The 22,159-nt window shown below is 62.7% G+C and carries 24 protein-coding genes; 4 read left to right on the top strand and 20 right to left on the bottom strand.

All coding sequences use genetic code 11. The annotated features are described in order from the left end of the window. Window positions 1-13: 13 nt before the first annotated feature. Genes THL1_RS04900 through THL1_RS04885 form a run of 4 tightly spaced genes read right to left on the bottom strand, consistent with a single transcriptional unit; the run spans window position 14 to window position 2,569 of the window. Window positions 14-511, bottom strand: coding sequence for a PilX N-terminal domain-containing pilus assembly protein (locus tag THL1_RS04900; RefSeq protein WP_069082213.1), 498 nt, complete (start codon window positions 509-511; stop codon window positions 14-16). Continuing rightward, on the bottom strand, window positions 508-1,644 hold the full coding sequence (locus THL1_RS04895) for a PilW family protein (protein ID WP_145928259.1): 1,137 nt from the start codon (window positions 1,642-1,644) through the stop codon (window positions 508-510). The genes THL1_RS04900 and THL1_RS04895 overlap by 4 nt, the downstream gene beginning before the upstream one ends. A gap of 5 nt (window positions 1,645-1,649) precedes the next feature. Further along, complete coding sequence (gene pilV, locus THL1_RS04890) at window positions 1,650-2,222, bottom strand: type IV pilus modification protein PilV (protein ID WP_177343815.1); 573 nt, start codon at window positions 2,220-2,222, stop codon at window positions 1,650-1,652. A 5-nt stretch (window positions 2,223-2,227) separates the two neighbouring features. Beyond that, a complete protein-coding gene (locus tag THL1_RS04885; protein ID WP_237234816.1) occupies window positions 2,228-2,569 on the bottom strand; it encodes a type IV pilin protein in 342 nt (113 codons plus the stop codon). 475 nt (window positions 2,570-3,044) lie between these two features. On the opposite strand from THL1_RS04885, the gene THL1_RS04880 reads away from it, so the two are divergent. Then, complete coding sequence (locus THL1_RS04880) at window positions 3,045-3,560, top strand: GspH/FimT family pseudopilin (protein WP_069082211.1); 516 nt, start codon at window positions 3,045-3,047, stop codon at window positions 3,558-3,560. Window positions 3,561-3,603: 43 nt separating this feature from the next. Here the strand turns inward: THL1_RS04880 and ispH are convergent, their stop codons facing one another. The 6 genes from ispH to murJ all read right to left on the bottom strand — a co-directional run bounded on the left by ispH (window position 3,604) and on the right by murJ (window position 11,000). Next, window positions 3,604-4,551 (bottom strand): 4-hydroxy-3-methylbut-2-enyl diphosphate reductase, encoded by a 948-nt coding sequence (ispH, locus tag THL1_RS04875; protein ID WP_069082210.1) that lies wholly within the window; start codon window positions 4,549-4,551, stop codon window positions 3,604-3,606. A 92-nt stretch (window positions 4,552-4,643) separates the two neighbouring features. Next, window positions 4,644-5,081: an FKBP-type peptidyl-prolyl cis-trans isomerase gene (locus THL1_RS04870; RefSeq protein ID WP_069082209.1), complete on the bottom strand. Its 438-nt coding sequence runs from the start codon at window positions 5,079-5,081 to the stop codon at window positions 4,644-4,646. Continuing rightward, window positions 5,074-5,577, bottom strand: coding sequence for a signal peptidase II (lspA, locus tag THL1_RS04865; protein ID WP_069082208.1), 504 nt, complete (start codon window positions 5,575-5,577; stop codon window positions 5,074-5,076). Before lspA ends, THL1_RS04870 begins: the two co-directional genes overlap by 8 nt. Further along, a complete protein-coding gene (gene ileS / locus THL1_RS04860; RefSeq protein WP_069082207.1) occupies window positions 5,570-8,404 on the bottom strand; it encodes an isoleucine--tRNA ligase in 2,835 nt (944 codons plus the stop codon). Before ileS ends, lspA begins: the two co-directional genes overlap by 8 nt. 15 nt (window positions 8,405-8,419) lie before the next feature. Continuing rightward, window positions 8,420-9,358: a bifunctional riboflavin kinase/FAD synthetase gene (ribF, locus tag THL1_RS04855; protein WP_069082206.1), complete on the bottom strand. Its 939-nt coding sequence runs from the start codon at window positions 9,356-9,358 to the stop codon at window positions 8,420-8,422. Window positions 9,359-9,464: 106 nt separating this feature from the next. Then, window positions 9,465-11,000: a murein biosynthesis integral membrane protein MurJ gene (murJ, locus tag THL1_RS04850; RefSeq protein WP_069082205.1), complete on the bottom strand. Its 1,536-nt coding sequence runs from the start codon at window positions 10,998-11,000 to the stop codon at window positions 9,465-9,467. Between the two features lie 216 nt (window positions 11,001-11,216). On the opposite strand from murJ, the gene rpsT reads away from it, so the two are divergent. Beyond that, on the top strand, window positions 11,217-11,492 hold the full coding sequence (gene rpsT / locus THL1_RS04845; RefSeq protein ID WP_069082204.1) for a 30S ribosomal protein S20: 276 nt from the start codon (window positions 11,217-11,219) through the stop codon (window positions 11,490-11,492). A gap of 266 nt (window positions 11,493-11,758) precedes the next feature. Here rpsT and THL1_RS04840 read toward each other — a convergent pair whose 3' ends face one another. The 5 genes from THL1_RS04840 to rplU form a co-directional block, all read right to left on the bottom strand. Further along, complete coding sequence (locus tag THL1_RS04840; protein ID WP_069082203.1) at window positions 11,759-12,223, bottom strand: CreA family protein; 465 nt, start codon at window positions 12,221-12,223, stop codon at window positions 11,759-11,761. A 15-nt stretch (window positions 12,224-12,238) separates the two neighbouring features. After that, window positions 12,239-13,357 (bottom strand): glutamate 5-kinase, encoded by a 1,119-nt coding sequence (gene proB, locus THL1_RS04835; protein WP_069082202.1) that lies wholly within the window; start codon window positions 13,355-13,357, stop codon window positions 12,239-12,241. Window positions 13,358-13,437: 80 nt separating this feature from the next. Next, window positions 13,438-14,655, bottom strand: coding sequence for an Obg family GTPase CgtA (gene cgtA, locus THL1_RS04830; RefSeq protein WP_069082201.1), 1,218 nt, complete (start codon window positions 14,653-14,655; stop codon window positions 13,438-13,440). Window positions 14,656-14,795: 140 nt separating this feature from the next. After that, the gene (gene rpmA, locus THL1_RS04825) at window positions 14,796-15,053 is read right to left on the bottom strand and encodes a 50S ribosomal protein L27 (RefSeq protein ID WP_069082200.1); all 258 of its coding nucleotides are present in this window, start codon (window positions 15,051-15,053) and stop codon (window positions 14,796-14,798) included. A gap of 24 nt (window positions 15,054-15,077) precedes the next feature. Next, window positions 15,078-15,389 carry a 50S ribosomal protein L21 gene (gene rplU, locus THL1_RS04820; RefSeq protein WP_016490856.1) on the bottom strand — a complete coding sequence of 104 codons (312 nt, stop codon included), beginning with the start codon at window positions 15,387-15,389 and terminating at the stop codon, window positions 15,078-15,080. A gap of 244 nt (window positions 15,390-15,633) precedes the next feature. On the opposite strand from rplU, the gene THL1_RS04815 reads away from it, so the two are divergent. Continuing rightward, on the top strand, window positions 15,634-16,602 hold the full coding sequence (locus tag THL1_RS04815) for a polyprenyl synthetase family protein (RefSeq protein ID WP_069082199.1): 969 nt from the start codon (window positions 15,634-15,636) through the stop codon (window positions 16,600-16,602). A 356-nt stretch (window positions 16,603-16,958) separates the two neighbouring features. Beyond that, the gene (locus THL1_RS04810) at window positions 16,959-17,201 is read left to right on the top strand and encodes a hypothetical protein (protein WP_069082198.1); all 243 of its coding nucleotides are present in this window, start codon (window positions 16,959-16,961) and stop codon (window positions 17,199-17,201) included. A gap of 138 nt (window positions 17,202-17,339) precedes the next feature. Here the strand turns inward: THL1_RS04810 and THL1_RS04805 are convergent, their stop codons facing one another. From THL1_RS04805 to THL1_RS04785, 5 genes are all read right to left on the bottom strand, one after another. After that, complete coding sequence (locus THL1_RS04805; protein WP_069082197.1) at window positions 17,340-17,957, bottom strand: FKBP-type peptidyl-prolyl cis-trans isomerase; 618 nt, start codon at window positions 17,955-17,957, stop codon at window positions 17,340-17,342. A gap of 86 nt (window positions 17,958-18,043) precedes the next feature. Further along, window positions 18,044-18,349 (bottom strand): DUF6482 family protein, encoded by a 306-nt coding sequence (locus THL1_RS04800; protein ID WP_069082196.1) that lies wholly within the window; start codon window positions 18,347-18,349, stop codon window positions 18,044-18,046. Between the two features lie 263 nt (window positions 18,350-18,612). After that, window positions 18,613-18,954 carry a hypothetical protein gene (locus THL1_RS04795; protein ID WP_028629637.1) on the bottom strand — a complete coding sequence of 114 codons (342 nt, stop codon included), beginning with the start codon at window positions 18,952-18,954 and terminating at the stop codon, window positions 18,613-18,615. A gap of 211 nt (window positions 18,955-19,165) precedes the next feature. Then, entirely contained in the window at window positions 19,166-21,676 is a 2,511-nt protein-coding gene (locus THL1_RS04790) for a Lon protease family protein (RefSeq protein ID WP_069082195.1), read from the bottom strand. An 88-nt stretch (window positions 21,677-21,764) separates the two neighbouring features. Next, window positions 21,765-22,088, bottom strand: coding sequence for a TraR/DksA family transcriptional regulator (locus THL1_RS04785; protein ID WP_069082194.1), 324 nt, complete (start codon window positions 22,086-22,088; stop codon window positions 21,765-21,767). Between the last annotated feature and the right edge of the window lie 71 nt (window positions 22,089-22,159).

Below are 22,159 nucleotides of genomic sequence, written 5' to 3'. Positions count from 1 at the left end.
AAACAGCATTCGGTTACGGACACACGCTTTCCTTCTCGATCTCCGACAACAATACCCGCACGCCAGACCGCACGCGCGTGGAGGCCCCGCTGACAGGATCAGACACAGTCGCTACCAGTTCCCAGACCGTGCTCCATTGCGAATCGGGCGGTGCCACCCCCGCACGCAGGCCGCTTAGCTGCTCCTCAGTCGCGACGGGAAGCTCGGCTTCGCTCATGCAGACTGGGGTGGCGATGTTCACCGTGTAGTCGGTGGTACCGTCATTATTAATGTCCACGTTGATCGACTCGGCCGCCGGCGCATCGGTGAACGGAGAACTCACTATCTGTTCGATCGCGATGTTGGCAGCGGCGAGCGCCTCGTCTCGAGCCTGCATGTTGCCCACCGACCTGAGGCTGCTACCACTCATGGTGAACGCACTGCCAACCAGGAGGGTAAGCATCAGCAGCATGATCAGCCCGACGACCAGCGTCGCACCCTGTTGATCGCGGTGCGGAGCCCTCATGATCATGGAGTTTCCCTCCGACCCGAGACGTTAACCAGGCGAGCAGTCGTGGAATAGACGTGACGCTTGTAGTTGCTGCCGATGATCTCCGCCGCCGGATTGGCTGCACCCAAGGCATAGCTCTTGCTGTCGCTGTAACCCGGCGAGGGCTGAACGCCACGCACCAGCAGGAAGACCTTGACCGTAACCACATCAATGAGTTGGTCTACCGTGCAACCTGCGGCCGGACAGCGCACGAAGTCGCCGTCTGCAGCCCCGTTGCCCCGGTTGATCGGCCGCGAACGGTCTACGTTGCCCTGGACATTCAGGGCGAAATTGATGGCTTCGCCGTAATTATTGGCCACGCCACCATCGCCGACACTGTCGATACCCAGTTCGACACGGAAGCCTTCGATGCCTTCGATCAGGGCCTCCGCCGCCCCCGGCGCAGCACCCGCGCCGAAAGTCGAGCGCATGAGCGTCGGTATGCCATCCCCTACAGTCACCGAATAATCGCGGATGTAATAGAGGTTCGAGACAAACTTGCGCTTGTCCGCAAGCGTAATGCAGTCCCTTTTCCTCATGGTGAAGCCACTGGTGCCCAGCACGTAGCGGGCCGCGTCATCCGCGCAGAATGACGACTGGAAGTAGAGTTTTCCGGATAGCTCGGCCTCGCAGTTGCCAACGCCAGGACGACAGGTTTCAGCATGCCGCACCACCAGCACGTCAGTATCGGCCTTCTTGTTTGTGACTATCCCGGCGCAGCCAGGCGGCACGCCGTCATACACCTGCACGGCGATGCCCAACAGATTCGCGTTATCGGCGGAGGTCCAGGAGCAGGGGCCGGGTACCGCGTCGGGAACGTCGGTAGGCACTCCACTGTTGCTCAGGTCATCGAACTCGGGGACATAGCCACTCCAGAATCCTGCATGAGCCAGATCCTCCTGGAGCAGCTGCAACGCAAACCGGCCATTCTCGATCTGCGCGTTGGTTTTGGCCATTTCATCGTTGGTCCTCGACACATCCAGGAAAAGCGTCAGGACCGCCGCCATTATCAGCAGACTGATGACGGCCGCGATCATCAGCTCGACCAGGCTGAATCCCGACTGCCGGTTGCGACCACAAGCTCCCGACGCAAGGCCGCGGAAAGCGATGCTCATGTCATTCATAGGTTCGCGACACGCACAATGGTGGTTACCACACGTCGACAGAGGTCATTCGCACAGACAGACCCGGTCACGCCGTTATAGCTGTTAGCCCCGCACGCCACACCTGACGGCGGCGCCGAGATCGGTGTAAGCCCTTGCCAGGCAACCGTCACCAGATACTGGTTGCTGCCTATGGACTCCACGCATCCCCTCGCCCCGACCATCGATCCGACCCTGGCCGTACCGCTAGCCTCCGCCACGCCCTGTAGGGTATTACACCATTCGCTAATGTCCCGGTCTCTCCGGGACGAAGTCGACGTCACGCTTGCGCAGGTCATTCCGGCGCCCAATGGGGCAGTCGTTCCGGTGACATAACTCACTGCCGCGTTGCGATTGGCGGCAATGCGGTTGGCCATATCATCGAGCAGCAGCAAGGCCTGTGCACGCTGGTACGCCTCCATTTCGGACTGCTGCAGCCGGGCCTGAAGGCCCGCCATGCCGAGCAGCCCGATGGACAGGATGAGGATAGTGACCAGCACCTCAATAAGGGTCAGGCCACGCTGGGGGGTCAACAACAATGAAGGATTCATTGCACCTACCACTTGGCCGGAGGGTTCTTGACCCCCTCATTATTGAGGGTCAAGTTGCCATCGCTCGCCTGCAACCCAGCCGCAGTGAAGGTGATGGTGAAGCTGGGGACGGAACCGGAGCCCAAAGTGATGCTATCGGTGTACTTGCCGACCAGGTCGCTCTCAAGGCTATAACCTAGTTGCTCCTTGGTCGCATACGTACGATTGGCAAGGAAGTACTGCTGCTGGCGATTGGCGATATCCATCATCTGCGCCTGTGCAGCCGCACGATTACCGCGAATCACATATTGCTGGTAACTCGGATAGGCGATTGCCGCCAGGATGCCGACTATCGCAACCGTGATCATGAGTTCTATGAGGGTAAAGCCACGCTGCTTCGTTCTGCCCACTGAACCACCTTCTTGGATTGACGACCGGAGGAGTGCCTGATTCGACTTCATGATCCCTGATTCAGCTGAGATCCCTTCAGTTGCCACCATTGTCCACCCTCCGACTGCTGTCGCAACTTCACCCGACTCTCGTCTCAGTCTCACTGCGCACAACGGGAACCCGCCACCAGCGGTGTAATGCGCGCTTTACACATGCTTCCCTAGCACATTCACACATACAGCATGCGTCATTCCTTTATGTCGCGAAGTGATCTGCCGCCAATTTCCGGAGTTTTCCCTATTCCATCGTCGATCTGGTGATCTTGAGAAATCCCTTCAATTCCAGAAGCTTACAAGCCAGGCCTGACCCTGGTCCTTTTGTCGGCGACGGGCGGGCAAAGGGCGGGGACGACAGGCCGATACCCCCTGGATTCTCAACAAGGGCAAGGATGCCATGGCCAGAACCGCTCACGGATTCACCCTCATCGAAGCATTGGTCGTACTGACACTTGTCGCGCTGTGCATCAGCCTTGGAGTTCCGAAGCTCAGCCAGCTCATCCGCGCACAGGAATTGACTGCCGCCAATCAGGCACTGATCACGAGCTTTGCCTATGCGCGCCAAGCATCAGTAACACGGAGGGTCGCGGTGCTCGTCGATAACCAGGACGGAAACTGGTCAACAGGGTGGCTGATCTACGCCGATCAGAACGGCAATGGTCGATGGGACTACGACGAACCCGTGCTGAGGCAGGTCGGCCCACAACCGGAAGGGTTAATCATCAAGGGCAATTCACCAGTACGGCGTTATGTGCGTTACACGCCGATGGGCCGAACATCTTTGATAGGCGGCGCCTTCCAAGCCGGCACATTGACGCTTTGCCATGCCGATGGCCGGCTGCCGATCAGGCAATTGGTACTGAACGCAACGGGCAGGGTACGCAGCGTCAAGAAGAGGCCTGGCAGCTGCTGACTCACACCCGCCTCCGGATTCGGATGGGATGGGATGGGTAGTGTCAACCGACGTTGACCACCCGCAATTCCTTCGGCATGGAGAAGGTCACGTTCTCCGGCCTGCCATCCAGCTCGACGGCGACCTCCGCGCCCCACTCCCGAAGCTGCTCGATCACACCTTGCACCAGCACTTCGGGTGCCGAGGCGCCGGCGGTGATGCCGACCCGCTGGACGTTGTCGAACCACTCACGCCTGAGGTCTTCGGCGCCATCGATCAGGTAGGCCGGAGTGTTCAAGCGCTCGGCAAGCTCGCGCAGGCGGTTGGAGTTAGAGCTGTTGGGGCTGCCGACCACCAGGACCACGTCGCTCTCGTGAGCGAGTTGCTTGACCGCATCCTGGCGGTTCTGGGTGGCGTAGCAGATGTCATCCTTGCGCGGGCCACCAATGCTGGTGAACTTGGTCCGCAGTGCGTCGATGACCCGGCTGGTGTCGTCCATGGACAGCGTGGTCTGGGTCACGAACGACAGCGCATCAGGGTTGCGCACAACCAGGCGCTCAACGTCGGCCTCGTCCTCCACCAGGTAGATGGCACCGCCATTGCTGGCGTCGTACTGGCCCATGGTGCCTTCCACTTCGGGGTGGCCGGCGTGGCCGATGAGGATGCATTCGCGGCCATCGCGGCTGTAGCGCGCGACTTCCATGTGCACCTTGGTCACCAGCGGGCAGGTGGCATCGAATACCTTGAGGCCACGGCGTACGGCTTCCTGGCGCACCGCCTGGGAAACGCCATGGGCACTGAAGATGACGATGACGTTGTCCGGCACCTGATCCAGCTCTTCGACGAACACGGCGCCACGGGCGCGCAGGTCTTCGACCACGAACTTGTTGTGCACCACTTCATGCCGCACGTAGATCGGCGGCCCGAAGACTTCCAGGGCGCGGTTGACGATCTCGATGGCACGGTCGACGCCGGCGCAGAAGCCGCGGGGGTTGGCGAGTTTGATTTGCATGTTAGTTACCTCGTACAGCCTTCGTGGCCCTTAGTCGCTTCATCGCGAGCAAGGACTCGGCGTCCCCCTCGCTTCTACAGGGCCACTGCCCATCAGGCTGGCCTCACCGACAGGATCTCCACCTCGAAGCTCAGCGGCTTGCCCGCCAGCGGGTGGTTGAAGTCGATCGTTACGTGGGTGTCGTCGACGATCTTCACCACGCCGGGCAGCTCTGCGTTGGCCGCATCGTTGAAGATGATCAGCAAGCCTTCGGAGAGCTCCATGTCCTGGAAGTTGCCCCGGGGCATCACTTGCACGTTCTGCGGATTGTACTGGCCGAAGCCCTGCTCGGGCTCGATGGCGAGCACGCGCTTGTCGCCGCTCTTGAGGCCGAACAGCACGCTCTCGAAGCCCGGCAGCAGGTTGCCGTCACCCACCTTGAAGGTGGCGGGATTCTTCTCGAAGGTGCTGTCCACCACGTCGCCATTGTCGAGCTTGATGGCGAAATGCAGGGTGACCTCCATGTCCGGCCCTATGCGATGTTCAGTCATGGGCGGTTTCTCCGGACTTCTTCGCTTTGAACATATCTAGCGCCAGCATCACGGCGCCGACCGTGATGGCACTGTCCGCCAGGTTGAATGCCGGGAAGCGCCAGCGGTGCTGCCAATGCACCAGGATGAAATCGACCACATGGCCAAGCACCACGCGGTCGTAGAGGTTGCCCAGCGCCCCGCCCAGGACCAGGGCCAGCGCAATGGCCAGCCAGGTCTCTTCGGGTTTCAGGCGCTTCAGCCAGACCACCAGCACAGCACTGACCACCAGGGCGATGGTCGCGAACAGCCAGCGCTGCCAACCGGAACTGTCGGCCAGGAAGCTGAATGCAGCGCCCGTGTTGTAGGCCAGCGTCCAACTGAAGTAGTCAGGGATGACCACGATCTGCTCGTAGAGGTTGAGCTCGGTCTCGAAGAACCATTTGCTCGCCTGGTCCAGCACGAACACCAGCGCAGTCAGCCAGAGCCAGCCGAGGCGGCCATATGCCTTAGGCATAGTGACGTACCTCGCCAGCACCTTCGATGTTTTCCACGCAACGGCCGCACAGGTCCGGATGCTTCACGAACTGGCCGACGTCAACGCGGTGGTGCCAGCAACGGCCGCACTTGGTGTGCGCGGACTTGTTGATCTTCAGCTTGAGGCCAGAAACCTCGGTCTCGACGGCATCGGCCGGCGCACTGCCCAGCGGCTGGACTTCGGCAGCGGAGGTAATCAGCACGAAGCGCAGCTCGTTGCCCAGCTTGGCCAGGCGGGCGGCCAGGGCCTCTTCGGCGAACAGGGTGACTTCAGCTTGCAGGTTGCCGCCGATGGCCTTGGTGCTGCGCAGGTTTTCCAGTTCCTTGTTGACCGACGCCTTGACGGCCATGACCTGCTCCCAGAACTCGCGGTCCAGCTCGGTGCCTTCCGGCATTTCGCTGAGGCCCTGGTACCAGGTGTTGAGCATGACCGACTCGTTGCGCTCGCCCGGCAGGTACTGCCAGATTTCCTCGGCGGTGAAGGCCAGGATCGGGGCAATCCAGCGCACCAGGGCCTCGGCGATGTGGAACAACGCGGTCTGGCAGGAGCGACGCGCAACGCTGTCGGCGGCGGTGGTGTACTGGCGGTCCTTGATGATGTCGAGGTAGAAGCCACCCAGCTCCTGCACGCAGAAGTTGTGCACTTTGGAGTAGACGTTCCAGAAGCGGTATTCGCCGTAGGCCTCTTCCAGTTCGCGCTGCAGCAGCAGGGCGCGGTCCACGGCCCAACGATCCAGGGCCAGCATGTCTTCGGTGGGCAGCAGGTCCTTGACCGGGTCGAAGCCGTTCAGGTTGGCCAGCAGGAAGCGCGCGGTGTTGCGGATTCGGCGATAGGCGTCGGCGCTGCGCTGGAGGATCTGCTGGGAGACGGCCATCTCGCCGGAATAGTCGGTGGCAGATACCCACAGGCGCAGGATGTCGGCGCCCAGGCTGTCGGTGACCTGCTGCGGGGCGATCACGTTGCCCAGGGACTTGGACATCTTGCGACCGCTCTCGTCCACGGTGAAACCGTGGGTCAGGAGCTGGCGGTAAGGTGCATGGCCGTCGATGGCGCAGCCGGTCAGCAAGGACGAATGGAACCAGCCACGGTGCTGGTCGGAACCTTCCAGGTAGAGGTCGGCAGCCGGACCGCTGGCATGGCCCAGTTCGGCGTGGGAGCCGCGCAGGACGTGCCAGTGCGTGGTGCCCGAGTCGAACCAGACGTCCAGTGTGTCGCTGATCTTGTCGTACTGGCCAGCCTCGTCACCGAGCAGTTCGGCGGCATCCAGCTTGAACCAAGCTTCGATGCCTTGCTGCTCGACGCGCTGGGCAACCTGTTCCATCAGCTCGACAGTACGCGGGTGCAGGTCGCCGGAGGCCTTGTGCAGGAAGAACGGGATCGGTACGCCCCAGTTGCGCTGGCGGGAGATGCACCAGTCCGGACGACCGGCGATCATGCCGTGCAGGCGCGCCTGGCCCCAGGCCGGGATGAACTCGGTCTGGCCGATGGCGTCCAGGGCGCGCTCACGCAGCGTGGCGCCCTGCTCCGGTTGCTTGTCCATGCCGACGAACCACTGGGCCGTGGCGCGATAGATCAGCGGAGTCTTGTGGCGCCAGCAGTGCATGTAGCTGTGGCTGATGGATTCGTGCTTGAGCAACGCGCCCACTTCTTCCAGCTTGGCGACGATGGCCGGGTTGGCCTTCCAGATGAACTGGCCGCCGAAGAACGGCAGCGACTCGACATAGACGCCGTTGCTCTGCACCGGACTGAGGATGTCGTCGTTGCTCATGCCGTACTGCTTGCAGGTACGGAAGTCGTCCTCGCCGTAGGCCGGCGCGGAGTGGACGATGCCGGTACCGGCCCCCAGCTCGACGTACTCGGCCAGGTAGACGGGCGACAGGCGCTCGTAGAAGGGGTGACGGAAGCGGACCTGGTCCAGCGCCTCGCCCTTGGCGGTGGCGATGACCTGGCCTTCCAGGCCATAGCGCGAAAGGCACGACTCCACCAGCTCTTCAGCCAGCACCAGCAGGCGCGCGCCGGTGTCGACCAGCGCGTAATTGAATTCGGGGTGGACGTTCAGCGCCTGGTTGGCCGGGATGGTCCAGGGGGTGGTGGTCCAGATGACGATGGCGGCGGGCTTGGCCAGGTTCGACAGGCCGAAGGCGGCGGCGAGCTTGTCGGCGTCTTCGATCGGGAAGGCGACGTCGATGGCATCGGACTTCTTGTCGGCGTATTCGACTTCAGCCTCAGCCAGGGCGGAACCGCAATCGAAGCACCAGTTCACCGGCTTCAAGCCCTTGAACACGAAGCCTTGTTTGACCATTTCGGCCAGGGCGCGGATTTCACCGGCCTCGTTGGCGAACGCCATGGTCTTGTAGGGGTTGTCCCACTCGCCCAATACGCCCAGGCGAATGAAGTCGGCCTTCTGGCCTTCGACCTGCTCGGCAGCGTAGGCACGGCACAGCTCGCGCGTCTTGTCTGCCGGCAGGTTCTTGCCGTGGGTGGTCTCGACCTTGTGCTCGATGGGCAGGCCGTGGCAGTCCCAACCTGGCACATAGGGCGCGTCAAAACCCGCCAGGGTCTTGGAGCGAACGATGATGTCCTTGAGTATCTTGTTGACCGCGTGACCGATGTGAATGCTGCCGTTGGCGTAGGGCGGGCCATCGTGCAGGACGAACTTCGGGCGACCTTCACCCATCTGCCGCAGCTTGCCGTAGAGGTCGAGGCTGTTCCAGCGCTGCAGCAGTTCTGGCTCGCGCTGGGGCAGACCGGCCTTCATCGGGAATGCCGTCTCGGGCAGGTTCAGGGTCGCTTTGTAATCGGTCATTTCAGTCCAGGCTCTTCAATTTGATTGAGTACCCTGCCAATAGGCACGGGCTGCAGCGACATCCGCATCGATCGCCGATTTCAATGCCTCCAGAGAGGCAAAACGCTGCTCTTCGCGCAGCTTGCGGTGGAAGGTCACGCTGATCCGCCGGTCGTAAAGGTCGGCGGAATAGTCCAGCAGATGGACCTCCAGGTGGGCGCGCCCGTCGCCCTTGACGGTGGGGCGCACGCCGATGTTTGCAACTCCGGGCCGTTGCCCGCCGTCCAGCTCCACGCTGACCAGGTAAACGCCATTGAGCGGAACCCGGCGGCGCTTGAGTTGCACATTCGCCGTCGGGGTACCCAGCTGGCGGCCCAGCTTCTGGCCATGCAGCACTCGGCCGGTGATGGTGAACGGCCGGCCGAGCAGGCGTTCGGCAAGGGCGAAATCCCCATCGGCCAGCGCCTGGCGTACGCGGGTGCTGCTGACCCGCAGGCCATCCAGCTCCACGGTGGCCGCGGCTTCGACGCTGAAACCTTCGGCCTCGCCGGCTTGCTGGAGAAATTCGAAATCGCCCGCGCGGTCGCAACCGAAGCGGAAATCGTCGCCGATTTCCAGGTGCCTGGCTCCCAGCCCTTCCACCAGCACGGCGTGGACGAACTCGGCAGCACTGAGCTCACGCAGGCGGCGATTGAAGGCCAGACAGAGCACGCGGTCCACCCCTTCACGGGCCAGCAGTTCGAGCTTGTCACGCAAGCGCGTCAGGCGGACGGGGGCGGTGTCCGGGCCAAAGAATTCACGCGGCTGCGGCTCGAAAATCACCACGCACGTGGGCAAACCCAGCTCAGCCGCACGCTCGCGCAACCGCTTGAGAATGGCCTGATGGCCGCGGTGCACGCCGTCGAAATTGCCGATGGTGGCGACGCAGCCCCGATGTTGGGGCCGCAGGTTGTGTAGGCCTCGAACCAGCTGCATAGCACAAGTCTTGTTCACAAAGTGGTCGATTATACGCACAGCCAGCGCCGGACAACAGGCGGCGCAAGCCTGCCAGTACGACAAGCGGCCGCCGGGTGCTGGCGACTCAGACTGCCCGCCGCGCGAAATCCCGCAAACGGAAACCCAGCAGGGCCAGCATGCCGAAGTAGGCGATCACGCCGGCCCCGACCAACAGCCCCAGGCGCAGCAGGCGTTCGGCCATATTGCCCTGATCCCAGGCCGGTAGCAGGTACATGACGCCCAGCAGCACCGCGCACATCACCAGCACGGCCAGCACCAGCTTGACGAGAAACGCGCGCCAACCCGGTTGCGGCTGGAACAGTTGCTGCTTGCGCAGCTGCCAGTAGAGCAACCCGGCGTTCATGCAGGCCGCCAGGCTGATGGCCAGGGCCAGTCCGGCATGGCGCAGCGGAAAGACGAAGGCCAGGTTCATCAACTGGGTCGCCAACAGGGTAAAGATCGCAATCCTCACCGGCGTGCGGATGTTCTGTCGCGCGTAGAAGCCGGGCGCCAGCACTTTCACCAGGATGATCCCGAGCAGCCCGACAGCGTAGGCAATCAATGCGCGCTGGGTCATCAGGGCATCGTTGGCGGTGAACTTTCCGTACTGGAACAACGCGACCGTCAGGGGTTCGGCCAGCAACGCCAGGGCCAGTGAGCAAGGCAGCACCAGCAGGAAACACAGGCGCAGCCCCCAGTCGAGCAACTGCGAGTAGGCGTGGCGGTCATCACTGGCGTAGGTCTTGGCCAGGGACGGCAGCAGGATGGTGCCCAGCGCCACGCCCAGCACCCCGGAAGGCAGCTCCATCAGGCGGTCGGCGTAGTACATCCACGACACCGAACCTGCCGCCAGGAACGAGGCGAAGATGGTGTTGATGATCAACGAAATCTGACCGACCGAAACGCCGAAGATTGCCGGCCCCATTTGTTTGAGGACGCGCCAGACACCGGTATCGCGCAGGTCCAGTCGCGGCAGCACGAGCATGCCGATTCGCTTCAGCGAAGGCAGCTGGTAAAGCAACTGTGCAAGGCCGCCCGCCAGCACCGCCCAACCTAGCGCCATGATCGGCGGGTCGAAATAGGGCGTGAGGAACAGGGCGAACACAATCATGCTGACGTTCAGCAGGGTCGGCACGAAAGCCGGCACTGAGTATCGGTTCCAGGTATTGAGGATGGCTCCAGCCAGCGACGACAGCGAGATCAGGAAGATGTACGGAAAAGTCACCCGCAGCAGGTCAGTGGTCAGGGCGAACTTCTCGGGAGTGTCGGCAAAACCCGGCGCGGTCACCCAGATCACCCAGGGCGCGGCCAGGATGCCCACCAGGGTCACTGCGGCCAGCACCAGAGTCAAAAGACCGGACACGTAGGCGATGAAGGTGCGGGTCGCCTCTTCGCCATGCTGGGTCTTGTACTCGGCCAGTATAGGGACGAAGGCCTGCGAGAAGGCCCCCTCGGCAAAGATCCGGCGCAGCAGGTTGGGCAATTTGAAGGCGACAAAGAAGGCGTCGGTGGCCATTCCTGCGCCAAAGAAGCGCGCGACAATGGTGTCGCGCACAAAGCCCAGGACGCGGGACAGCATGGTGATGGAGCTGACGGCCGCCAGCGACTTGAGCAAATTCATTCAGGAATCCGGACTGGAATGCAGCGCGCGCTGGTAGACTGCCGGCGCGCGGTCTGAGGCTGCCGAGTGTAGAGTCCGGGCTGGATAAAATCATCCCGCACGAAAAGCGGACACTCGTCGCCCGACCCGCCTGATCACCCTTGACAAGGCCAAATCGCATCGGCATGATTCGCGGCCTTAATTTGATTCAATTCCCCAGTTTCGAGGAGCTTGACGGTGGCCAACACACCTTCTGCCAAAAAACGCGCCAAACAGGCTGAGAAGCGTCGTAGCCATAACGCCAGCCTGCGCTCCATGGTTCGTACCTACATCAAGAACGTGGTCAAGGCTATCGACGCCAAAGACCTGCCGAAGGCCCAAGCCGCTTTCACCGCCGCTGTACCGGTGATCGACCGCATGGCCGACAAAGGCATCATCCACAAGAACAAAGCTGCTCGTCACAAGAGCCGCCTGAACGCCCATATCAAGGCGCTCGGTCAAGCTGCTGCCTAAGCTTGAGTTCTTGCGAAAAACCGGCCTTCTGGCCGGTTTTTTATTGCCTGCAGAAAACACACCTAACGCCCCCTCCCTTTTGCGAGCACGAGCCAGGTGCGCTTACCCCGAGTGCGGTCGCGCAACAGCGTAGGATGGATGTCGCTGTTCACATCCACCAGCGGAGCCCGACCGAGCCTCGATGGTGGGTCGGTGAAGCGTGACGCCCCCCCTACAGCACCCAATCCCCATGGAAAAGCCCAGAGTCTCCGGGCTTCTTCGTCAACTCAAGGCTTACCAGGCCAGGGCAGGATCGGGATAGCAGTCACTGCGTTCTGAGGACTGCCCTCGATTATCCGATCGCTGTACACCAGGTAAACCAGGGTATTGCGCTTGCGGTCAAAGAAACGCACTACCTGCATGGTTTTGAACACCAGCGAGGTGCGCTCCTTGAACACCTCCTCGCCATCCTTGAGTTCGCCATTGAAGCGAATGGCCCCCACCTGGCGGCAAGCGATCGAGGCTTCGGCGCGATCCTCAGCCAGCCCCAACCCTCCTGTCACGCCGCCGGTCTTTGCCCGCGACAGGTAGCAGGTCACGCCGTCCACCTTGGGATCGTCGAACGCCTCGACTGTGATCTTGTCGTTCGGCCCTACCCACTTGAACACCGTGGAAACAGAACCGATCTCCTCAGCCACCACCAGCAGCGGCAGAGCCAGCAGAGCCGCCGCCATTCCCTTGATCAGCCGCATAGCGTCCTCCGCGACTCAGACCAGGACCAGGTTGTCCCGGTGCACCAGTTCAGGTTCATCTACATAGCCCAGCAGCTTCTCGATGAGATCAGACGACTGGCCAATGATCTTCTGCGCCTCCAGGGCACTGTAGTTAGCCAGGCCACGCGCCACTTCAGCACCATCCGGACCGACACAAACTACCATCTCGCCGCGACGGAAGCTGCCCTGTACCGCCTTGACCCCTACCGGGAGCAGGCTCTTGCGGTCCTGGCGCAGCGCCTTGACCGCGCCCGCGTCCAGCACAAGCGTGCCGCGAGTCTGCAGATGGCCAGCCAACCACTGCTTGCGCGCGGCCAGCATGCCGCGCTCAGGCGCCAGCAGCGTACCCAGGCGCTCGCCAGACCTGAGACGATCGAGCACCCGCTCGATGCGACCACCGACGATCACCGTGTGAGCACCGGAGCGAGCAGCGAGGCGCGCCGCACGCAACTTGGTTTGCATACCGCCGCGCCCCAGGGCGCCACCGGTACCACCGGCCACGGCGTCCAGTGCCGGATCGTCGGCACGGGCCTCGAAGATCAACTGGGCATCGGGGTTATGACGCGGATCCGCGTCGAACATGCCATCGCGGTCGGTGAGAATTACCAGCAGATCAGCTTCCACCAGGTTGGCCACCAGCGCCGCCAGGGTGTCGTTGTCGCCAAAACGGATTTCATCGGTCACCACGGTGTCGTTTTCATTGATCACCGGGATGGCACCCAACTCCACGAGGGTGCGCAGGGTGCTACGAGCGTTCAGGTAGCGCTTTCGGTCAGACAGGTCATCGTGGGTCAGCAGGATCTGCGCCGTGTGCCGGGCATGCTCGGCGAAGCTGGATTCCCAGGCCTGCACCAGCCCCATCTGCCCGACCGCAGCCGCAGCCTGCAACTCATGCACGGCGCTTGGACGGCTGTTCCAGCCCAGGCGACTCATGCCAGCCGCCACCGCACCGGAGGACACCAGCACCAGCTCCACGCCCGCATCACGTAGAGCCACCATCTGCTCGACCCAGACCGCCATCGCAGCGCGATCCAGACCACGACCATCGGCCGTCAGCAAAGCACTACCGATCTTCACCACCCAGCGCCGCGCGCCAGTCACCTTGTCCCGCATATCGTCCAACCTTAGCTAGAAGGCCGCGCGGCAAGGCGCGCGGCCATGCGAACACCCCACAGCACCGGGCGGCGCAGGGGTCAGGGTACGTAGAAGATTTCCGGCCCGTCGCCGTCATCCTCGTCGTCATCGAAATCATCGTCGTCATCGACACCGGCACTCTTCAGGCCGGCACGGCGCAGGGCGCGCTGATCGTCCATGGCCTGCAGACGGGCACGAGCCTCGTCCTCGATACGCTGATCCAGCTCGGCGAGCTGCTCGGCATACTCCGGCTCTTCTTCCATGCGCAGACTGCGCTCGTCGAGGTAGCGCATGATCTCCTGGGAGAGCGCCTCGGTACCTTCGCGCTCCAGGGCGGAGATCACGAATACCGGCCCCGTCCAGCCCAGACGCTCGAGCACTGCTTTCAGCCGCGTATCGCGATCATCATCGAGCAGTTGGTCCGCCTTGTTCAGCACCAGCCAGCGATCACGCTCAGTCAGCGCAGGGCTGAAGCGGCCCAGCTCTTCGATGATCGTCGCCGCAGCCTCGGCCGGGTCGCTTTCATCTAGCGGCGCCATGTCGACGATGTGCAGCAGCAGACGCGTACGCGCCAGGTGCTTGAGGAAACGAATACCCAGGCCAGCGCCGTCGGCGGCACCTTCGATCAGACCCGGAATATCAGCCACCACGAAGGACTTGAAGCGACCCACGCTGACCACACCCAGGTTCGGCACCAGCGTGGTGAACGGATAGTCAGCCACTTTCGGCTTGGCAGCCGACACGGCACGAATGAAGGTGCTCTTGCCCGCGTTCGGCAGACCGAGCAGACCGACATCCGCCAGCACTTTCAGCTCCAGCTTGAGATCGCGGGATTCGCCCGGCTTGCCCTTGGTGGTCTGGCGCGGGGCACGGTTGGTGCTGGACTTGAAGCGGGTGTTGCCCAGACCGTGCCAGCCACCCTGCGCAACCATCAGGCGCTGGCCGGGCCTGGTCAGGTCACCAATGATTTCCTGGGTAGCCGCATCAATGATGGTGGTACCCACCGGAACCGGAAGGACCAGATCATCACCCTTGCGCCCGGTGCAGTCCTTGCTGCCCCCGTTCTCGCCACGCTGGGCATCGAAACGACGGGTGTAGCGATAGTCCACCAGGGTATTGAGGTTTGGATCGGCCTCCATGAACACGGAGCCGCCATCGCCCCCGTCACCACCGTTGGGGCCGCCCTTTTCAATGAATTTTTCGCGACGGAAACTCATCAGGCCATTGCCGCCGTCGCCCGCTTTTACAAAGATCGATACTTCATCGACGAATTTCATCAGGACGCCTCCCGCCACGGGGACGGGTTGAGTGAAACAAAGCACATAGGATACAGGGAACCCTGCTCGATGCAGAGTTTCAGCAAAGCAGAAACAAAAAAGCCCCGTCGCAAGACGGGGCTTTTCCAGCGAAGTCGCAATCAGGCCGCGACGATGCTTACGTACTTGCGGTTGAAAGCACCTTTGACCTCGAACTTGACCACGCCATCCACTTTCGCGAACAGGGTGTGATCCTTGCCCAGGCCAACGCCGACGCCGGCGTGGAATTTGGTGCCGCGCTGACGCACGATAATGTTGCCGGCCTTGATAACCTGGCCGCCGTACATTTTCACGCCAAGGCGTTTACTTTCTGAGTCGCGGCCGTTACGGGTAGAACCGCCAGCTTTTTTGTGTGCCATGAGTCAAATCCTCCAAAAAGGAAATTAGGCCTGGATGCCGGTGATTTTGATTTCAGTGAACCACTGGCGGTGGCCCTGGCGCTTCATGTGGTGCTTACGACGGCGGAACTTGATGATGCGCACTTTGTCGTGACGGCCTTGGGAGACCACTTCAGCGACTACCTTGGCGCCATCGACGACCGGAGCACCGATTTTCACGTCTTCGCCATTGCCGATCAGCAGGACGCGATCGAAAGTCACGGATTCGCCAGTGGCGACTTCGAGCTTCTCGATCTTCAGGAATTCACCTTCAGCGACTTTGTATTGCTTGCCGCCGGTAACGATAACTGCGTACATGGATTTTCTCCGTTAAACCTGCTCACCCGACGCTTTATAAAAAGAGGTATGGGTCGGCATGGCTGCATGGGGCCGGAATTGACGCCCGTGCAATTGCGTAAGGCAGGAAAATGCCCAAGGAAGTTCAGGGGCCGCGATTGTACGCAAGCCGCGATTGCCGCGCAAGCACCGGCAGTGCTCGCCTTGACAGTCCCCGGCCCGGTCCCTAGCATGCCGCGCATCCCAACAGGAGCACATCTGGCCGATGCAACCCCAGGCTTTCTACCGCGTGGTGGCGGACGATTTTACCGCAGTCGACGACATCATTCGTCGGCAACTGACCTCCCGCGTTCCCCTGGTGGAAAAAATCGGTGATTACATCGTGTCCGCCGGCGGTAAGCGCCTGCGTCCGCTCCTGGTGCTGCTCGGCGGCAACGCCCTGGGCTTCGGTGGCGACCAGCTGCGGCTGCTGGCGGCCACCATCGAGTTCCTGCATACCTCAACCCTGCTCCACGACGACGTGGTGGACGCCTCCGGCCTGCGCCGCGGCCGCTCCACCGCCAACGCGCTCTGGGGCAACGCGCCGAGCGTCCTGGTGGGCGACTTCCTCTATGCCCGCTCCTTCGAAATGATGGTGGAACTCGGCTCCATGCCGGTGATGCGCATCATCTCCCAGGCCACCCGGGTCATCGCCGAAGGCGAAGTGCTGCAGCTGTCGAAGATTCGCGACGCCAGCACCACGGAAGAAACCTACATGGAAGTCATCCGCGGCAAGACTGCGATGCTCTTCGAAGCCTCCACCCACAGTGCTGCGGTGCTGGCCGGCGCCAGCGCCGAGCAGGCCGAAGCCCTGCGCCAGTTCGGCGACGCCCTGGGCATCGCGTTCCAACTGGTGGACGACCTGCTCGACTACCGCGGTGACGCCGCCACCCTGGGCAAGAACGTTGGCGACGACCTGGCCGAAGGCAAGCCGACCCTGCCGCTGATCGCCGCCATGCGCGACGGCACCCCGGAACAGGCCAGCCTGGTGCGCAAGGCCATCCAGCAAGGCGGCAGCCAGGACCTGGAAGGCATCCGCGCAGCAGTCGAATCCGCCGGCGCACTGGACTACACCGCGCGTCTGGCCCGCGACTACGCCGCCCGCGCCATCGCCTGCCTGGACACACTGCCGCCCAGCGCCTACCGCGATGCGCTGATCGAACTCACCGAATTCGCCGTCGCGCGCACCCACTGAGTTCCGAGCAGCCGAAAAGCCCGTCCTGGTGACGTAATGCTAAACGCCGCTTCTCCTTTAGCAAGAGGCGGCGTTTTTGGTTTTGCATCTTCAAAAAAGTGTTTATCCAGGGCACATATCACGCGTAGGAGCGAGCTCTGCTCGCGAACCCGCCTCCTTCGCGAGCAGAGCTCGCTCCTACGGGGCCTTTCCCGGCGGCAGGCTACTTCCTCATATGCGCTACCGCCAACACCCCAGTGAAAGCATTACGTCCTGGTGACGGGCTTTTTTCTGCCTCGACGAAAGGTATCGATTGGCACTTGCTATTTAGATAATACGAATTATTCTCATCTCTACGCTTTTCAAGGAGATGAGCCATGACTTACCTGATCGATGCCTGGCTGGATCGCCCCCACCCCTACCTGCGGATACTCCATCGGGAAACCGGAGAGGTGTGCGCCGTGCTGGAAGAAGAAGCTCTCGACGAGCTGCGTGACCAAGGTGACCTCGACCTGACCAGCCTGAGCTCCAGCGAACCGCTGGTGCTCAAGGAACTGGTGCGCAACCTCTTCCTGTTCTGTTACGCAAGAGCGCTGCGTCCCCATGGTGAGGCGCACTGAGAAGGGAGTGGAAGATTCCGGGTGACGCCAAGACGCGTCATCCGCTGGGACGGCACACGGGCGCCGGTCCTGCAGCGAGGGCAAAGGCGCCCCCGCAGGACGAGCCAGGGACGGCTCGTCCAAGGGTCAACGCCTGGATCAGAGGATGTCCAGGAGTTCCACGTCGAACACCAGCACGCTGTGCGGCGGGATGCTGCCGACAGCCTGGCCGCCATAGGCCAGTTCGCTCGGTACGTGCAGGCGCCACTTGCTGCCGGCGTTCATCAGTTGCAGGGCCTCGACCCAGCCAGCGATCACGCCGCCTACCGGGAATTCGGCCGGCTGGCCGCGATCGTAGGAGCTGTCGAACACAGTGCCGTCGATCAGGGTGCCATGGTAGTGGGTACGTACGGTGTCTTCGACCGACGGCTTGGCGCCCTCGCCCGCGACCAGCACTTCGTACTGGAGGCCGGACGCCAAGACGGTCACGCCCTCGCGCTTGGCGTTCTCTTCCAGGTATTCGCGACCCGCGCCGGCGGCAGCTTCTGCCTTGACCTGGGCTTCGGCTTGCATGAGCTCACGGATCACACGGAAGCTGGCGGACAGTGCAGCACCGTCAACGCGGCTTTCCAGGCCCTGGAAGGCATCGCTGAGGCCAGCGATGACGGCCTCCAGGCTCACACCGGGCGGGGGATTGTCACGGATCTGGTCGCCGAGCTGGCGACCGATGCCGTAGCTGACGCGGGTTTCGTCGGTGGAAAGATCAAGTTGAGTCATGGCGGAACTCGGTTCAGGGGAAAAAAGGCCGGCCAGACTAGCACAGCTTCCTCTCCCCGGCGCGGGCTCCGGACGGCTGCGGCACCTCAGTGGGAAGCGCGGGTCGAGATCGGTACGCGCACGGTGTCCTGACTGTCCGTATCCATCCCGCACATCTCGTCATGTACCACACTGTGGACCAGGTGGAACGGCAGATCCGGAAGATCGCGCAGCACCTCTCGGGCGTGCTCCACCGAACGCAGGTGCGTGGCATGGCCTTGCCCATCGTCCAGCGCATGGGAACGCCCATCGATGCGGGCCTCCAACACGTAAATGCCGCCTTCAAGGGAGATCAGATTGATTTCTTCGACGTGCCCGGCACGGGCATGACTGGTGAGGTCGTGCAATTTCATGGCGTCGCCCTCGTGGTCTGTACACCTCAAATCTAATGCACGAGGCCAGATACCGGCGGCCCAAACGCAACCGCCCGTCCGCTTTTCAGCGGCCGGGCGGTTCAGACGGTCTGGAAGCGACGATCAGTGGTCGTGCTTGGTCATCTTGTCCAGGTAGCACATGTCGAAGGCCGAGACGACGAAGATCATGTGGAGGATCACCTGCCACCTGATCTTGTTTTCGGCACGCAGCGGCTGCTCAAAAGCTGGCCAACCGAACGCCGTCAGGTTTCAGGACGGAACTGGTAGTCACCCAGGTTGCGGCAGCGCGTACCGTTGATGCGACGCAACTCGCCCTGCAGGTGCAATCGCCAGATGGGGGGATCGTGGGCTTCGGTGTAGCCCTGCTCGGCCAGGCAATCGGCGATCGCGGAAAGCACCGACTCGGCCACCAGCGGCCCGTGGAATGGACCCTGGGCTTTGATCGCCGAGGGCTGCTCCCCCGACATGCCCGCCGCACAGAGCAGCGTCCAGAGTCCATTCTCTCCCGCCAGCGGACGGATCACGCACTCGATCCGAGTCACCAGTCCCAGGCATTGGCGGGTAAGGCAGAGGTTGCGCGTCATGGCGGCTTTCCTCGCAGAGGCCTGCTTTTCAGCCTACACCCGAGTTCGGACCTGCGAAAGCGCGATGCTTATCCACGTGAACTGTGGATAACCCTGTTGACAGGGTGAGGGAAAGGCGGCCGGACGCAGACTGCACAAGCGCCTGCCCCTGCCGCTCAATGACCGACCAGCCACACCGGGAACAGGCCCGGTGCAACCGGTCAGGGGAGCATCAGGCCGGGCCCTGGGTCTTGTCCCGAACCGGCGCCTTGCCAGGCTCCTGCTTTGGTCCCTTGCGGCTGGGCTTCGGTGGCGAGGCTGCCTTGGCGACGGCTTCCACCACTTCCTGTGCCGCCCCGACCTTTTCTTCCTCTTCGAGGCCCATCTCGGCGATTTCCCGCAGGCGCGCCACCACGCGGGCACTGACGCTGCCTTCGGGGAACTGGCCCTTGTCGTCCGGCACGCCGGCGGGCTCTCCCACCAGCAGGCTCAGGGCCTCGTCAGCCTGGCGCACGGCGTAGACATGGAAACGCCCCTGGCGCACGGCCTCAAGCACGCGCTCGTCGAGCATCAGCGTGGTGACGTTGGCATGGGGAATGATCACCCCTTGCTCACCCGTCAATCCGCGAGCCTCGCAGAGGCGGAAGAAGCCTTCGATTTTCTCGTTGACCCCGCCCACCGCCTGCACTTCGCCGAACTGGTTGATCGAGCCGGTGATGGCGAAGCATTGCTTGAGCGGGGTGCGCGACAGCGCGGAGATCAGGGTGCAGGCCTCGCCCAGGGACGCGCTATCGCCGTCCACGTAGCCGTAGGACTGCTCCAGCGCGATGCTCGCGGAAATCTCCAGGGGGAATTCCTGGGCGTAGCGGCTGCCAAGGTAACCCGTGAGGATCATCACACCCTTGGAGTGAATGGGCTGGCCAAGGTTGACCTCGCGCTCGATGTCGACGATGCCCGAGCTGCCCGGATAGACAGTTGCGGAAATCCGCGCCGGTACACCGAAGGCCGAGTCGCCCACTTCCAGCACCGTCAGGCCGTTGCACTTGCCCACGGCAGCGCCGGCGGTGTCGATCAGGATGATGCCCGCCAGCATGTCATCGAGGATGCGCGCGGAAACACGGCCCGTACGCGTGGCCTTGGACTTGAGCGCGCGCTCGATATGGCCAGCGTCGGTCACCGGTTCGCCAGCCAGGTGACGGATAAAGTCCGCCTCGCTGACCAGCTGGAACAGATCACCGATGCGCGCCGACAGGCGTCCCTGGTGTTCCGCCAGTCGCGCACTGTAGGTGGCCAGCCGGGCGACCGCAGCCGCGGTGAGGGGTGCCATGCCCTCTTCCGAGGTCCGGGTTTTCAGCAGTTGGGCGAACTGTTCCAGGCTGTCGTCCGACAGGGCGATTTCTTCGTCGAAATCCACCAGCACGCGGAACATCTCCTGGAAATCCGGGTCCAGGTCCTGCAGCGTGTAGTAGAGCTGGCGCGAACCGATGATCACGACCTTCACGTGCAACGGGATCACCTGCGGCGTTAGCGTCACGGTGGCCAGGCGGCCCAGCTCGGCAAGCGGCGACTCCATCTTCAACTGACGTGAATGCAGTGCACGCTTGAGGGCGTCCCAGACGAAGGGCTCGCCCAGCAGTTTCTCGGCTTCCAGTACCAGGAAGCCGCCGTTGGCACGGTGCAGCGCACCCGGCCGCAATTGGCGATAGCTGGTGTAGAGGGCGCCCTGGTCGGTGCCGTACTCGATGCGGCCGAACAGATTGTCGTAGGTCGGGTGAGACTCGAACACCACCGGGGCGCCGCCGCTGGCGCTGTGGCCCACCACCAGGCTCGGGCAATACTGCTCTTCCAGCAATTCGCGGCGCAGGGCGTCGGGCTTCTCGTCCAGCAGTTGGTCCACCACCGTTTTCAGCAGATTCACCTGCATGGCCTGCAGGTAAGCCACCACGCCAGCGTTCTCCGCGTACTTTTCCGACAGGGGCGAAAGCAGCGGCTGTAGGGCCTGGGTAATGGTTTCCTCGTTCAGTTGGCGCAGTTGGTTGCTGGACTCGCGCTTCCACTGCGGCAGGCTGGACAACTCCTCGTTCAGCCGCTCTTCCAGAATCGCGATGTCGTCGTGAAAGCGCTCGCGCTCGGCCTCCTCCAACTGGGCGAAGTCCGCCTCGTCCAGGGCCTTGCCGTCCTTCATCGGGGTGAAGGCGATATTCGCGCTGTCGCGATAGAGGGCAACGTCCTTCTCCAGGGCCAGGCGCTCGATCACATCCAGGGCGCGGTCGTAGCGCTGATTGAAGGCGCGATCAATGGCACTTTTCTTTTGCTGGAAGGTGGGCGTCTCGAACACGGCCGGGAAGGTCGACAGGAGGTTGTCCACCAGGTGCTCGATGTCGCAAATGAAGTCTTGGGCCTCCCCCGCCGGCAGTTGCAGGGCGCGGGGTTCGCGTTGCTCCTCGAAGTGGTTGACGTATACCCAGTCGGCCGGGGTATCCAGGCGCTTGCCTTCAGCCTTGAGGTAGCGCTGCACGAACGAGAAGCGGCCGGTTCCCGGCTCGCCCATCACATAGACGTTGTAACCGGGGCGCGGCATGGCCACGCCGAACTGCAGGGCCTCTACCGCACGCTCCTGGCCGAGCACGCCGCGAAACGGCTCCAGGTCGTCGGTCGTCTTGAAACTGAACTGCTGGGGCTCGAAGGGACGGGTCAGCGCATCGGGCGCCAGGCGCAGGCTGGCAGCGAAGGAGTCAGGCATCGAGTGTCCTTAGTGGCTCGGCAAGAAAGCAATGGCCGCATTCTGGCGCCGCCCCGACATCACTGGCAAGGCATAACGCCAGGGGTATTCAGTGCGCCAGGTCAGCGCAGCTCAGGCAGTACTCGGCCGCCGGCAACACCGCCAGTCGCGCCGGCTCTATGGCCTCACCGCAGCGCTGGCAATAGCCGTAGCTGCCGTCGGCCAGACGCAGCTTGGCCATGCCAACGCGACGCAGGGCGGCCTCGGTTTCGGCGAGGATGGCAGTCAGCACTTCGTCGTTCTCGCGCTCTCCCGCCTGTTCGGCGAAATCCGGCGAGTGGCTGCTGGCCAGGTCTTCGCGAATCGAATTGGCGCGGGCGGTGTACTCCACTATCAGGGCATCGAGGGCGGCCCGAGGATCAGTGACAGTCATGCTGGAATCTCCCCAGTTCACACCCTAAGTGTGGACGCTGTAACGCAGCCTGCATGCCACTTCGGCAAACT

Origin of the sequence: Pseudomonas sp. TCU-HL1 (assembly GCF_001708505.1) — a bacterium.
Taxonomy (GTDB): Bacteria; Pseudomonadota; Gammaproteobacteria; order Pseudomonadales; family Pseudomonadaceae; genus Metapseudomonas.
The sequence above is the reverse complement of the archived record's forward strand: the minus strand, read 5'-3'. Positions and strand labels throughout refer to the sequence as shown.